Origin of the sequence: Streptomyces sp. NPDC005955 (assembly GCF_042871255.1) — a bacterium.
GTDB lineage: Bacteria > Actinomycetota > Actinomycetes > Streptomycetales > Streptomycetaceae > Streptomyces.
In genome coordinates this window covers 722,561-736,335 of sequence record NZ_JBIAIF010000002.1, presented here as the reverse complement: position 1 = coordinate 736,335, position 13,775 = coordinate 722,561, and the positions used below count along the sequence as shown (strand labels likewise).

At 75.6% G+C, this 13,775-nt stretch carries 9 protein-coding genes; 4 read left to right on the top strand and 5 right to left on the bottom strand.

The features are described from left to right. Positions 1-136: 136 nt before the first annotated feature. The 4 genes from ACFYOU_RS08500 to ACFYOU_RS08485 all read left to right on the top strand — a co-directional run bounded on the left by ACFYOU_RS08500 (position 137) and on the right by ACFYOU_RS08485 (position 6,599). Positions 137-871 (top strand): GtrA family protein, encoded by a 735-nt coding sequence (locus ACFYOU_RS08500; RefSeq protein ID WP_391304185.1) that lies wholly within the window; start codon positions 137-139, stop codon positions 869-871. After that, the gene (locus ACFYOU_RS08495; RefSeq protein ID WP_391304184.1) at positions 868-2,406 is read left to right on the top strand and encodes a hypothetical protein; all 1,539 of its coding nucleotides are present in this window, start codon (positions 868-870) and stop codon (positions 2,404-2,406) included. Before ACFYOU_RS08500 ends, ACFYOU_RS08495 begins: the two co-directional genes overlap by 4 nt. A 198-nt stretch (positions 2,407-2,604) precedes the next feature. Then, on the top strand, positions 2,605-4,884 hold the full coding sequence (locus ACFYOU_RS08490; protein WP_391304235.1) for a CDP-glycerol glycerophosphotransferase family protein: 2,280 nt from the start codon (positions 2,605-2,607) through the stop codon (positions 4,882-4,884). Further along, positions 4,881-6,599 carry a glycosyltransferase gene (locus ACFYOU_RS08485; protein WP_391304183.1) on the top strand — a complete coding sequence of 573 codons (1,719 nt, stop codon included), beginning with the start codon at positions 4,881-4,883 and terminating at the stop codon, positions 6,597-6,599. The genes ACFYOU_RS08490 and ACFYOU_RS08485 overlap by 4 nt, the downstream gene beginning before the upstream one ends. 45 nt (positions 6,600-6,644) lie before the next feature. Here the strand turns inward: ACFYOU_RS08485 and ACFYOU_RS08480 are convergent, their stop codons facing one another. From ACFYOU_RS08480 to ACFYOU_RS08460, 5 genes are all read right to left on the bottom strand, one after another. Then, entirely contained in the window at positions 6,645-7,529 is an 885-nt protein-coding gene (locus tag ACFYOU_RS08480) for an NAD(P)-binding domain-containing protein (protein WP_391304182.1), read from the bottom strand. Between the two features lie 148 nt (positions 7,530-7,677). Then, a complete protein-coding gene (galE, locus tag ACFYOU_RS08475) occupies positions 7,678-8,676 on the bottom strand; it encodes a UDP-glucose 4-epimerase GalE (RefSeq protein ID WP_391304234.1) in 999 nt (332 codons plus the stop codon). A 273-nt stretch (positions 8,677-8,949) separates the two neighbouring features. Further along, positions 8,950-10,587: a glycosyltransferase gene (locus tag ACFYOU_RS08470; protein WP_391304181.1), complete on the bottom strand. Its 1,638-nt coding sequence runs from the start codon at positions 10,585-10,587 to the stop codon at positions 8,950-8,952. Continuing rightward, on the bottom strand, positions 10,554-11,870 hold the full coding sequence (locus ACFYOU_RS08465) for a glycosyltransferase 87 family protein (RefSeq protein WP_391304180.1): 1,317 nt from the start codon (positions 11,868-11,870) through the stop codon (positions 10,554-10,556). Before ACFYOU_RS08465 ends, ACFYOU_RS08470 begins: the two co-directional genes overlap by 34 nt. Positions 11,871-12,024: 154 nt before the next feature. After that, a complete protein-coding gene (locus tag ACFYOU_RS08460; protein ID WP_391304179.1) occupies positions 12,025-13,578 on the bottom strand; it encodes a hypothetical protein in 1,554 nt (517 codons plus the stop codon). Positions 13,579-13,775 lie beyond the last annotated feature (197 nt).

The following is a 13,775-nucleotide window of genomic DNA, read 5'->3' as shown; positions in this document are numbered from 1 at the left end:
CACTGCCCCTTTCGGGCTCACCTTGGCTGGACCCCGTCAGGGGGCGTCACACGGCACCGGAAAGTCCGTAAATACGGGCAATAGCGACTATTGGGTCTATGGTGGACCTGATTGTCAGACCGAGGGGTGCCGTTCCGTGACCGTCCATGTCTCCGACAGCCCGCCGGGCCCGCAGCACGCGCAACGTCCGCCACGATCACCGCACTCGCCGGACCGCTCCGCGCCCGCACGGGGGCGGCTCGGTCGACTCGCCCTGGAGATCGTGAAGTTCGGGATCGTCGGCGGGTCCGGAGTGGCCGTCAACTTCGTCGTCTTCAACCTGCTGCTGCATGCGCACGGCACCGGCCCGATGACCGCCACGGTCCTCGCCAGTTGCGCCGCGATGGCCAGCAACTACCTGGGCTTCCGCTTCTTCGCCTACCGCGACCGGGCGGCCCGCACCCAGCGACAGGTGGTCCTCTTCTTCGCCTTCAGCGGACTCGGCGTGCTGCTGGAGAGCCTGTTGTTCTCGGCCGCCTACCACGGGGCCCAGCTGACCGGGCCGCTCGCGTCGAACGCCGCCAAGGCCCTGTCGATCGGGCTGGCCTCCGCGTTCCGCTTCCTCGTCTACCGGACCTGGGTGTTCCCGCACGACCCGCACGACCCGCACGACCAGCCCGACCGTCACGACCAGGCGCACCAGCCACATCAGACGCATCAGGCCCACCACACCCACCAGGCGCACCGGACCCAAGGTCCCGACCGGGGCGCCCGACGCACCCGCACCGCACGGTCCCCGCACCGCGCCCGCCCCCTCGCCCCCGACACCCTCCCCGGCAGCCGTCGCCCCGCCGAGCGCGCGGCCGAGCGCGCGGCCCGCAGCGGACGATGACCCTGGCCCGGGCGCGCACCGAGCCGCCCGACCCGGGGGCGCGCGGCCCCGCGGCCGATCCCCCCGCGCGCAGCGCCGTCGCCGCACTCGCCCCGCGCGCCGCCTGGTCCGCCGCCGCGCTGCTGGTCGTGCTGCTGGCCCTGGTGAGCGCCCGGCTGCCGTGGGTCGGGGACCTCGGGATGCACGCGGCGACCCTGGAACGCCTCCGCCACGACCTGCTGCACCCCGGGAACCCCCTGGTCGCCGAGGACACGCCGAGCCCGTACTACTCGCCGTGGACCGTGCTGCTCGCGGCGGGCGCCGAACTCGGCGGGCTGTCCACCTTCGGGGCGCTGCGGGTGGCGGCGGCCGTGGGACTCGGCACGCTGCTCAGCGGGGTGTGGCGGTTCGCCCGGGTCCTCACCGACCGGATCGCGGCCGTGCCGGTGGCGGTGCTCTGTCTGACCCTGCTCTGGGGCACCGAGGTCTTCGCCTGGAGCGGGTTCACCGGTCTCGGGTCGCTGGCGCTGACCGTCTCCTACCCGAGCACCCTCGCCCTGGGCCTCGCCTTCCACCTGTGGGCGTGGCTGTGGCGGGCGCTCGCCCGGCGGGCGTCCTGGCCGGTGTTCCTGTGGCTGGGGCTGCTGGTGGGGACGATCGCCCTGGTGCACCAGTTCACCGGGGTGGTGGCCGGGATCGGGGCGCTGGCCGTGGTGCTCGGCGCGCGGCCCCGGCCCGACCGCGCGGTGGGGGTGCGGCTCCTCGGCGGGGGACTCCTGGGCGCCGCCCTGGTCGTGGCGTGGCCCTACTACGACGTCCTCACCCTGCTCGGCACCTCGGGACTCGACGCGATCCACCGGTCGTTGTACGGGGACCTGGTCGCCCGGTTCGGGCTGGCGGCGCTCGGCGTGCTCGCCCTGGCCGCGCGCTGGGGACGGGACCGGCGCGATCCGCTCGTCCTCTTCTTCGCCCTCGGGCTGCTGGTCGTCGTCCTGGGCGGGGTGAGCGGGCACCACGCCTGGGGCCGCGCCCTGCCCGCGGTGCTGATCCCCGCGCAACTCGCCGCGGCCGTCGAGGTGTTCGGGGCCGGTCGGCGCAGCTGGCGCCGGGGGTACGCGGTGGCGCTGGTGGTGGCGCTGGGCTTCGGGGCCTGGGCCCAGTCCGGGACGCTCGGCTACGTGGTGCCGCCCGAGCGGCTGCCGGCCGCGGTGGCCGCCAAGGCGCGCGAGCCGTGGCACGGGTACCGGTGGATCACCCCCTGGGTCCGGTACGGGGACGTGGTGATGGCCCGCACCTACCCCGCCCGGCAGATCCCGGCGCACGGGCCGTACACCGTGGCCCCCGGCTATCCGGACGTGCTGCTGCCCGACGCGGCGCAGCGCGGGGCCGCGGTCGAGCGGTACTACGCGCCGGGGACCGGGCCCGGGGAGCGGGCGCGCATCCTGGCCGACTACCGGGTGCGGTGGGTGTTGGGCGGGCCCCGGTGGCCGGCGGACGGACTGCGGGAGGCCGCGGTGGGCCCCGGCGGCGAGCGTTTGTACCGGGTGGGGCCGTGAGGGCACGCCGCGCACCCACGGCCCCGCCCCGGTCGAACAGGGCCGTACGGAGTCGAACGGTACGGAAGGGAGCCCGAGTGCAGGGGAGACAGGACGTGCGAACGCTGAGGAGACGCCGTGGCCACGGATGACGGTGCACGCAAGGGCCCGCCCCCCGATCCCGCGGCGCGGGCGGCGGACGGACCGCCCCGGCTGAGCGTGGTGGTGCACGGCGCGAACGTGCAGGGACACCTCCACGACTGCCTCGACGCCATCGTGTCCGGCCCGGCCGCCCCGGTGGAGGTGATCGTCGCGACCACCACCCCCGCCGCGCACCGCCTGGCGGAACGGTTCGCCACACAGGACCCCCGGCTCGTCCCGGTGCCGTTGGCCGACGGCACCCCGGACGCCGTGGCCCGGTCCGCCGGCGCCGCCCGGGCCACCGCGCCCTGGCTGCACCTCGTCCCGGCGAAGGACCGCGTCCCGGCGGGCGCCCCGCGCACCGTGGCCGAGCTGACCGCCGAGCAGCCGCCCGAGGTGGACGTGCTGCTCCTCGACCACGTCCGCTCCACCTGGCGCACCCCGGGCATCCCGTCCCCCGACGGCACCCTCCTCGCCCGCGCCGGCCGGGTCCCCCGCACCCTGGCCGACTGCCCCGCCCTGCTCACGGTCACCCCGCTGCTGGGTGCCCGCGTCCTGCGCACCGCCTTCTGGCGCGCCCACCCGGAGTGGCACGCCCCCGCATCCCCCGAGTCCCCGGCATCCCCCGCGTCCCCCGCGTCCCACGGGCCCTCCGCGTCCTACGAGCCCTTCGCGGACGACGCGTACCTCGCGTACGCGGCCCTCGTCCACGCCCGGCGGATCACCGCCCTGGACCAGGTGGTCGTGGACGACCGTCGACTGCGCCCCGCGAGCCTGCCGCCCCCCACGCCCGCCGGGGCGTACGCGGAGGTGGCCCGGTACGAGGCCGTGCAGCAACTGCTCGCCGAACTCGACGCACCCCGCGAGGTCCGGGCGGCCCTGTACGACGTGATGGTGCACGCCTGGCTGCGGACCATCGCCCGCGGTGACGCTCCGGGGCCGGTGGCCCGCGCGTTCTTCCACCGCGCGGCCCGGGCCGCCACCCGCTGGCGCCCGCCCGGACACCCGGCCCCCGAAGGGCTCGACGGCATCCGGTACCGACTGCTGGAGCGGGACGCCCACCACGCGTACCGCCTCGTGCAGGGCGTCAACCACAAGCGTCGCGAGGTCCGGGGCCAGCTGGTGCGCCGGGGCCGCAAGGTCGCGGCCAAGCTCCGGGACCACCGTTACCGGCAGGCCCTGGACCGGCCCGTCGAGCAGGACCTCGCGGTCTTCTCCGCGTACTGGGACCGGGGCGTCGCCTGCAACCCGGCCGCCGTCGCCGCGAAGCTCGCCGAACTCGCCCCGGACGTCCGGCAGGTGTGGGTGGTCGCCGCGGCCCAGGTCCCGCTGCTGCCGCCCGGCACCCGCCACGTCGTGCCCGGCACCCCGCGGTACTGGGAGGTCATGGCCCGCGCCCGGTACCTCGTCAACAACGTCAACTTCCCCGGTGCGGTGGTCAAACGCCCCGACGCCCTCCACCTCCAGACCCATCACGGCACCCCGCTCAAGCGGATGGGCCTGGACCAGCAGGACTACCCGGCCGCCGCCCAGGGCCTCAACTTCCGGGCCCTGCTCGACCGCGTCGACAAATGGGACTTCAGCGTCTCCGCGAACGCCCACTCCACCGAGACGTGGGAACGCGCCTACCCCTCGCGCTACGTGTCGCTGGACCACGGCTACCCCCGCAACGACGCACTGCACCGCGCCACCCCCGCCCGCATCCGGGCGGTCCGGGAGCGCCTCGGCGTCCCCCGCGGCCGGACCGTGTTCCTGTACGCCCCCACCCACCGGGACTACGAGGCCGCCTGGACGCCCCGGCTCGACCTCGCGGAACTCGCCGCACACCTCGGCGAGGACACCGTGATCCTGGTGCGCGGCCACTACTTCTACGGGGGCGCCGCCGCCCCCGGCCCGCTCGCGGGGCTGCGGCGCGACGGCCGGGTCATCGACGTGTCCGGCTACGACCCGGTGGAGGACCTGCAACTCGCCGCCGACGGGCTCATCACCGACTACTCGTCCCTGATGTTCGACTACGCCAACCTCGACCGGCCCGTGGTCGTCTACGCCGACGACTGGGAGACGTACGCCAGGACCCGCGGCGTGTACTTCGACCTGCCCGCCGGCGCGCCCGGCCAGGTCGCCCGGACCCAGGACGAACTGACGGAGGTCATCCGCTCCGGCGCCTGGCAGGACGCGGCGGCGGCGAAGACCCGGGCGGCGTTCCGGCGCCGGTTCTGCGAGTTCGACGACGGCCGGGCCGCCGAACGGGTCGTGCGCCGGGTCTTCCTCGGGACCGCGGAGGAGGACCTGCCGCCCGTGGTGCCGGTCGACGAACGGCCCGCCGTCCCCACTCCCCAGGAGGCCGACGCGACATGAACCCGCCGGACGTCCCCCCGCCCCCGCCGGCCGCTCCGCCCCCGCCTGCCGTTCCGTCTCCGCACGTCGTGCACGCCGCCACCGCGCCCGGTGAGCCCGACGTCACCGTCACCGTCATCGTCCACGACGACGCGGACCGGCTGCCGCGCGCGGTGGAGTCGCTGCGCCGCCAGACCCACCGGGCGATCGAGATCGTCATCAGCGACGACCACTCCACCGACGACACCCCGAAGGTGGCCCGCCGGCTCGCCGCGACCGACGACCGGATCACCGTCCTACGGCTGCCGGTGAACAGCGGCGGATGCAGCGCCCCCCGCAACCGGGCCCTGGACATCGCCCGCGCCCCGTACCTGATGTTCCTCGACAGCGACGACGAACTGCCGCCCCGGGCCGTGGAACTGATGCTCGCCGCGCACCGGGAGCGGCCGGTGGACTTCGTGCTGGGCGCGGTGGAACGGGTGCGCACCGACACCGGGCGGACCTCCACCTGGATGCCGCACCTGGTGGCCGAGCGGCGCACCGTCACCGGCATCGAGTCCGAGCCCCGGCTGCTGTTCGAACACCTGGCGACCAGCAAGATGTACCGCAGGGACTTCCTCGACCGGCACCGACTGCGGTTCCCCGAGGGCATCCACTACGAGGACCAGCTCTTCTCCGCCCAGGCGTACTGCCTGGCCAGGGAGTTCACCGTCCTGACCGACCCCGTCTACCGCTGGTACATCGCCCCGTACGCGGCCGACGCCGACGCCTCCATCTCCAACCAGCGCCACCTGCTCGCCAACGTGCGCGACCGCGTCCACGTCCAGCGCCTCATCGACGCGTTCCTGGTGGAGTCGGGGCACGCCGGGCTGCGCCCCGAGAAGGACCACAAGTTCCTCAAGCACGACTTCCGGATGTACGCGGGTGACCTGCCGTACCGCGACGACGCCTGGCTGGCCGCCTTCGCCGACCTGGTGAACCCCTACCTCGCGACCCTCGCCCGCACGGCGTACGCACGACTGCCGCGGGCCGAGCGGGTGGTCCTCCAACTGGTGCGGGACGGACGGCTCGCCGACGCCCGGGTGGCCGCGCGGGGCCTGGGCCAGGGCGTGGCGCCCCGCACGGTGACCGCGGGCCCCGGCGGACGGCTGTACTGGGGGGACCGGGTGCCCGGGTCCTCGGCGGGGCGCCGGGAGTTGGACCTCGCCGACCAGCGGGTGGACACCAGCCCGTTCCCCAGTGCGCTGCTCAGGCACGAGATCCTGTCCGTCACCCGGGCGCCCGGCGCCGCGGTGGACCTGGTGGTGCGCACCTACGACCCGGGGTTGCGGTTGGCGGTCGGGCCGCAGGCCGCGGTGCTCGCCGTCGCGCCCGGCGGGGGACGGCTCGAAGTGCCCTTCCGGATCGACCCGGTACGGCCCGGGGTGTTCGAGGGCCGGGTCCGTCTCGACCTCGCGGCGGCCCCCGTCCCCCTGCACGGCTTCGCCGGTGTGCGGCACCCCGTGCTCGTCCTCACCCAACGCGGGCTGCGCAACACGGGACTGCTGCTGGCACCGCTCGGCTTCCCGACGCTGCGGGCCCGGGTCGAGTACCGGCACGGGCTGGCCCCGCACCTGGTCACCGTCGAACCGGAACCCCGGGGCGCGGGACGGCTCCAGATCCGTTGGGCCCCCACGGGCGTCACCGCGCGCATCACCCGTCCGGTCGCCGGGCGGCTGGCTCCACTGCTGCGCTGACCGGAGCCGGGAGCGGGAGCCGGGGCCGGGGCCGGTCGGGCCCGGTCAGGCGCTGGGGGTCGGCTTGCGCAGCACCTCGGTCAGCGCCGAGACGCTGTGCTCGCCGTGCCCGGCTTCGACGGCCCGGCGCACCAGGTCGTTCAGCGGCCCGACCCACTCCGTGTCCACCTGCGCCTCGGCGCCGAACTCCGCCTCGTACGCGGCCCCGGCGAGGAAGACGTTCACGGTGGACTGCGGGTCGCCGTAGTCGCCGCGGTCGATCTCCTGCGCGTAGCCGGGCAGCAGGCCCTTGATCATGTCCAGCCACTTGCCGGCGAAGCGGACCGTGGACTCGGCGCTCAGCCCGCGGGACTGCACGGCGGCCGCGCCCTGGAAGAACCCGACGAGCGCGGGCAGCAGGATCGCCCCGACCGCCATCTCGTAGAGCGCCGCGAGGTCGACGTCGTCCCCGAGGTGCACGGTGTCCCCGCCGAACACCTCCAGCGTGCTCCGGTACGCGTCGAAGACCTCCCGGTCGCCGCCGTAGTACAGCAGGGTGCCGGCCGCCCCCACGGCGGAGGGCACGTCCTTGACCGCCCCGGCGAGGAACCGCGCTCCGTGCGCGGTGGCCCAGGCGGCGGTCTCCCGGGCCCCGCCCGGGGTGCCGCTGTTCAGGGTGACCAAGGAGCGCCCGGCCAGGGCTTCAGCGGCCGGGGCCAGGGCCTCGCGGGTGTCCTCGAAGCCGGTCAGACAGGTGATCACCAGCTCGCCCGCCGCCACCGCCTCGGTGACCGATCCGGCGTGCGTCGCGCCCTCGGCCACCAGCGGCGCGGCCTTGTACGGGCTGCGGTTCCACACCGTCGTCGGGTGTCCGGCGGCCAGCAGGGCCGAGGCGAGGGCCCGCCCCATCAGTCCGAGTCCGATGACGGTGACGGGGTGCTTCGGGGGCATGTTCCGCTCCAATGCGCAGGGGTGGCCGCGGTGTCCACGCAGCCGTGGACACCGGGTCCGACCGGCGGCGTTCACCGCCCGGACGGCGTCCCCACCAGCGTCGTCGCGGCCCCCGGCCGCCACAAGTACCGACTATTTGGTGGGGTACTCACCTCAAGGTCAGTGCGGGGGCCGCCTCCGGGTGCTCGCGCAGCCAGCCCTGCCAGGCCGAGGTGACGATGTCGTGCAGCCCGTGTCGGGGGCGCCAGTCGAGCACCTGGGCCGCACGGTCCACGTCGGCCACCAACCGGGCGGGGTCGCCGGCCCGCCGGGGCAGCACTTCCGGTGCGAGGTCGCGCCCCGCGGCCCCGGTGACCGCCGCGATCATCTCCCGCACCGAAACGCCGTGTCCCCGGCCGATGTTGAGGGTCAGTTCGGCTCCGCCCGGGCCGGCCGCGGCGAGCCGCTGCGCCGTGGCGACGTGCGCCCGGGCGAGGTCCGCCACATGGACGTAGTCCCGCACGCAACTGCCGTCGTGGGTGGGGCGGTCGCCACCGAAGAGCTGGGGCCGCAGCCCGTCGGTCAGCCGGCCCATCACCAGGGGCACGAGTCCGGCCGCCGCGGTGTCGGCGAGTTCGGGGGAGGCGGCGCCCGCCACGTCGAAGTGGCGCAGGGACGCCGTGGCGATGCCGTGCGCCCGGCCCGCGGCCCGCACCAGCCACTCCCCGGCGAGCTTGGTCTCGCCGTAGGGGCTCACCGGTGCGCAGGGGGTGTCCTCGGTGATGAGGTCGGCGGCGGGCGCCCCGTACACGGCGGCCGACGAGGAGAAGACGAACGAGGTCACGCCGGCCTCGGCCACCGCCTCCAACAGGATCCGTAGGCCCTCCACGTTGTCGTGGTAGTAGCGCAGCGGCTGTTCGACGGACTCGGCGACCCGCTTGCGGGCCGCGAGGTGCACCACGCCGGTGACGGAGTGGCCGCTGATCGCCCGGGCGACGAGCTTCGGATCCAGCGTCGATCCCACCACCAACGGCACGCCGTCGGGCACGCGTTGGGCGTTCCCGGCGGACAGATCGTCGTAGACCACGGTCCGCTCGCCCGCCGCGCGCATGGCGCGGACGACGTGCGCCCCGATGTATCCGGCACCGCCGGTGATCAGCCAGGTCATGGTCGGCTCGTTCACCCTGTCCTGTGGTCGGTGCGCGCGGGCTCGACGCGCGCTGAAGTGTGCGGGGGAATGGAGTGGTCGTACGGAAGGGCGAACGCCGTATCTCCGTACGGGGCGCAGTCTGTCAGAGCACGCCGCCGCCGCGCTGAGCTGCGGCGCATCGAATTGCTGGTTTCCCCATATTCTGACTTCGCGTCAATAGCGTGCGCAAGAGACACCTTTGGGTGGTACGACAGGGGAACGTGTGAACGGGGTGACGTTCCGGTGCGTGTTTCAGGGCCGTCGGCGCGCCCCCGACAGCCGGACCAGCCGGCGCCGGAGTACCCCGAACGCACCGCGCGGACCGAGGGCGATCCGTAGCGCCAGCGACCCGGAGTGGGTGGCGTACGGCTGGACGAGTCGGATGCCGCGGCCCGCGCTGGGCAGGGCCCGGCGGCGCAGCAGTCCCGGGCCGTCCGTCGCCCGGGTGCTCGTCCGTCGTTCGGTGCCGTCGGCGAACCGCAGCAGGACCCTCAGGTCCCAGGTGCCGGCGCCCAGCCGGCGCAGGGGCACGGTGGCGTCCGCGGTCCAGGTGCGGTCGTCCGGCGGGACGTCCTCCGCACCGGTGCGGAACCGCGCGGGGCACCGGGCGCCCACCCGGCCGGTGCGCCGCTCCACGAACTCGGCCTCCACCCGCACGGGTCCGGCCTGCGCCACCCGTCCGTAGAACTCGTGCAGCCGCAGCCGCAGCGTGGTGCCCCGCAGCCGTGGGCGCAGTCGTGCCGAGACGGTCAGCGGCAGGGTGCGCAGCGGGCGGGCGGCGAGCCGGTCGAGCGGGACGGGCAGCTCGTGCGACCAGACGGGGGTGTCGTCCGGGTCCCGGACGTGCGGCGGCAGCAACCTGGCGGGCCGGGACGCGAGTTCGCGCAGTCGGGGGAGGTCCTGCGGCTGGGGTGCGGCGAGCAGGACCCGGGCGAGGAGGCGGCCGGGGCGGTCCACCGGGTCCAGCTCGTCGGGGTCGAAGGTGCCCAGGTAGGAGCGGGTGTGCGCCCACCACTGACGTCGGTACTCGGGGGTGCGCCGGTCCAACTCCCGGGCGTACATGCGCAGGCCCAGGTCGAGGAAGGCGGCCCGACTGGCCCGGGCGAGGGCGTGCTCGCCGGCCGTGAGCAGCACGTCCACGGCGGTCCGGTGGGCGTCGATGCGGTCCCGCCAGTTGTCGATGCCCGCGCGGTCCAGGGAGATCGACAGCCGGTCCGCGTCCCGTCGCACCTGCCAGACGTACACCGGGTCGGGGATCAGGGCGAGCCGCGGGCCGGCGGCGAGGACCCGGGCGGTGAAGACGAAGTCCTCGTAGGGGAAGCGCCCTTCGGGGAAACGCACGTCGTGCTCCCGGAGGAAGTCCGTGCGGTACAGCTTGTTGACGCAGAGGGTGTCCCGGGTCAGCTCCGGCCGCTCGGACGGGTGGCCCAGGACGGCGGGCGCGGCGGGCGGGGCGTAGAGACGGGGCTGCCAGGGCCGGTCGGGGCCGTGCGGGAGTTCCCGGCGCACGCACAGGCCGGCGGCGACCTCGGCGCGCTGCTCCCGGGCGGCGGCGAGCAGCAGGGCGGCGGCCCGGGGCGGCAGCAGGTCGTCGCTGTCGAGGAACAGGGCGTACGGGGCCGAGGCGGCGGCGAGCCCGTCGTTGCGGGGGGTGCCGCAGCCGCCGCTGTTGTCGGCGCGGCGCAGCACCCGCAGGCGCGGTTCCCGGGCGGCGAGGGCGTCCAGCAGGTCGGGGCTGCCGTCGGTGGACCCGTCGTCGACGGCGAGGACCTCGCGGACGACGGGCCCCTGGGCGAGTGCGGAGCGCACCGCGCCGGTGACGTGCGGGGCGTCGTCGTGACCGATCACGACCACGCTCACCTGGGCGTGCTGCGGGTTCCGGAGATCCATGCGGCCCCCTTCGCGTGCGCGTCCGCCGCTGCGGTGCCCGTGCCGCGCCACAGTCGGGCGAAGGACAGGGCGGTCGCGGCGACGAGCAGCCCGTTGCGCAGGAGCAGCAGGGTGCAGCCCGTCCAGGTCGAGTGGGTCACCTCCGCGTAGAGGACCGGGTAGATCACCGTGCTGAGCGCGGTGGCGGCGAGGACCAGGGCCGCCACGGGGCGCTGGCCGGTGCGGCGGGAGGTGAGGCAGACGGCGGCGAGCCCCAGCAGCCACACCAGGTACTGGGGGCTGATCACCCGGCTGGTCACCGTGAAGAGCAGCACCGCGCACAGGGCGGCGTCGAACCCGGTGGCCGGCGTCCAGTGGCGGGCCCGCAGCCGCCACACCAGGAGCAGCAGCGCCGCCGCGGCGGTGAGCGCCAGCGAGGCCGTGGACACCGCGTCCACGTACGGGCCGACGAACTCCATCGCGCCGTAGCGGTAGCGCACCGTGCCCGGCCAGCCGGCCTGCCGGGCGAAGCCCAGCAGGGTGCCGCCGAGGGATTCGATCTGCACGCCGCGGGCGCCCTGTTCGTGCAGGAAGCCCAGCGGGTTGCGGAAGGTGACGGCGAGCAGGACGAGCAGCGCTCCGCCGGTGGCGGCGGCGGTCGTCCACGCCCGTCGGGTGTCCGGGCCCGGGGGCGTGCCCAGCAGCGTCAGCACCGGCCACCCCTTCACGGCGGCCCCCAGCGCGGCGCAGGCCCCGGCCGTGCGCGGGGAGCGGGCCAGGGCGAGCAGGCCGACCACGGCGAACGCGGTGACCTGCACGTCGTAGCGGGCGAGCGGGAGGTGCAGCAGCAGCGGCAGTCCGAACAGCCACAGCCGGGCGCCGTCCGGGGAGCGCCCGGGGCGGGCGCCGGCGCGCACCAGGGCCGCGGTCACCAGCGCGTCGGCGAGGAGGGTCAGGGCGACGAACGCCTCGAAGTAGCTCAGCCACGGCACCAGGTGGGGCGCCAGCAGTACCGGTCCGGCGCCGGGCGGGTACTGCCACAGCGGGTCGCCCACCGGGAAGGTCCCCGCGGACAGCTGGCCGGCCCAGCGGGCGTAGAGCCCGTGCACCTCCCGGGGGATGCCGCCGGAGCCGAGGAGGTCCGCCCCGCTGTTCACCAGCACCAGCAGCATCACCGTCCGGGTGGCGAGCCAGCCGGCGGCGTACGCCAGGGGCGTGCGGCGTCCCCGCGCGCCTGAGAGTGGGGGCGTGAGCGGGTGCGCGGCGGGGGCGGGGGAGTCGTCGGGGGTGATCTGATGGGTCATCAGCCGGAGCGTATGCCCGGAAAAGGGTGATTTCACGGCAATACGCCCATGAGTCGCCCGCTCGCCCCACCCCGGCCCCACCCCGGGGCCCGCAGGGCGCACAGGCGCACAGGTGTACGGGCCTACGGGCGTACGGGCGCGCCGGGCGCACGCCTCACCGCACCCGCGCCAGCACCTCTCCCGTGCGCGGGTTCCAGTCGACCACCACCGCCTCCGGCGGCACCCGCTGCTCGGGGGAGAGCAGCAACCACCGCACCCGGTACCGCCGGGCGATCGCCTCCCGCCGCGCGGGCGAGGAGGTCGGCGCCAGATACGTGTGCACCGTCGAGCGCCGGCGGCTGCGCTCCCGTTCGTCCAACGCCGGATCGGGCCACGCGGGCGCCACCACGTTTACCCCGTACCCGGGCAGCGACCGGGTCGGCCGGTACCCGTCGGTGAGGACCACCGCACCGCGCTCCACCCGGGCCGCCACCCATCCGTACGAGGGCCAGCGCGGCGGCTGCGGGAACCCGACCGGGTCCAGCGCCCCCGGCACCACCGCCCCCGCGTGCACCGTCAAGAACCCCGCCAGCGCCCCCGCCGCGGTCGCCGCCCCCAGCGCCCGCCGCCGCCCCGACCAGGGCCGGGGCGCGGCGAGTTCCACCGCCAGCGCCAACTGCGGCGCCAGCACGGCCGCCGCCCCCAGCCGCCCGTACGTGAAGTGCCCGGAGAACCACCCGTACGCGACCACCAGCAGGGCCAGCCCGAACAGCACCACCAACGGGTCCCGCCGATCGCGCCGCCAACGCGCCCACAGCGCCGGCAGCCCCAGGGCGACCAGCCAGAACCGGGCCCGCACGTCCTCGTACAGCAGGGCGTGGATCGCGTCCGGGCCCGTACCGCCCAGCAACGAGAACACCGAGAAGTACGGCCAGGCCGCCGCCACCGCGCCCGCCACCAGCACCAGCAGCGCCCACGGCCGGGCGAACCCGCCGCGCCCCCACGCCCCCCGCTCCATCCAGCGCCGCCCGTACGGCGGCACCGCGAACGCCACCACCCCGAGCGCCGCCGCCACCGCGGTGATCGGGTGCACCAGCACGATCAGCCCGAGCAGCGCGCCCAGGCCGGCGTGCGCCCACGGCCCGCGCGCCGGGGAGCGGACCAGCGCGGCGGTCCACGCCCAGGCCCAGAACGTCAGCCCGGTGGCGAACGTCGACGGGTACGACAGGTTGCCCGTCATCGACATCAGCCCGAAGAACCCGGACCACCACAGGCGTTCGGTGCCCCACAGCAGGGTGACCGTCCCCAGCGCGACCACCGGCGCCCACCGCCGGGTGTCCGGCCCGCCCACCGCCCGGGTCAGCCGCCCCAACCCGGTGAGCAGCACCAGCAGGTTGACCGGCCCGGACAGCTTCACCACCGCCCAGCCGGCGAGCCCGGTCCCCTTGGCGACCAGCGCCTGCGCCACCGCGTACGGGGTGAAGTACGGGCTGCCGTCCCCCGGCAGGTCGACCATCGGGTGCCGCGGGCGCCACAGGTCGTCGGTGAGGCGCTCCACGACGGCCGCGTGCTGCCCGACGTCACAGCACATCGGCAGCCGCCCGTGGGCGAGCGACACCACCAGCCAGAACAGACAGCCCCCCACCAGGTACGGCGTCGGCCGCAGTCGACGGGACCCCAGGGCGGTCGCGCCCCCGGTGCGCCGGGGAGCCTTCAGTTCGGTGCTCATGGTGCGCTGGACCCCGTGCTCGTGGTGGGCGGTCGTCGCCGTGTCCCGACGGGGGCTCCGGGAGCGGTCGGGTCCCGGAGCCCCTGCCGGTGTCCCCCGTACGCCTGGACGGGGGCGGCGGGCTCCCGCGTTGCCGGGGCGACGGAGAAGGCGTGACACCGCCAGCAAACGGGACGGGCCGCCGTCCGCCCCGCTCC

Coding starts and splice junctions, on each gene's coding strand:
- ACFYOU_RS08495 (WP_391304184.1), top strand. CDS start 868: ATGACCCTGGCCCGGGCGCGCACCGAGCCGCCCGACCCGGGGGCGCGC.
- ACFYOU_RS08485 (WP_391304183.1), top strand. CDS start 4,881: ATGAACCCGCCGGACGTCCCCCCGCCCCCGCCGGCCGCTCCGCCCCCG.
- ACFYOU_RS08480 (WP_391304182.1), bottom strand. CDS start 7,529: ATGCCCCCGAAGCACCCCGTCACCGTCATCGGACTCGGACTGATGGGG.
- galE (WP_391304234.1), bottom strand. CDS start 8,676: ATGACCTGGCTGATCACCGGCGGTGCCGGATACATCGGGGCGCACGTC.
- ACFYOU_RS08470 (WP_391304181.1), bottom strand. CDS start 10,587: ATGGATCTCCGGAACCCGCAGCACGCCCAGGTGAGCGTGGTCGTGATC.
- ACFYOU_RS08465 (WP_391304180.1), bottom strand. CDS start 11,870: ATGACCCATCAGATCACCCCCGACGACTCCCCCGCCCCCGCCGCGCAC.
- ACFYOU_RS08460 (WP_391304179.1), bottom strand. CDS start 13,578: ATGAGCACCGAACTGAAGGCTCCCCGGCGCACCGGGGGCGCGACCGCC.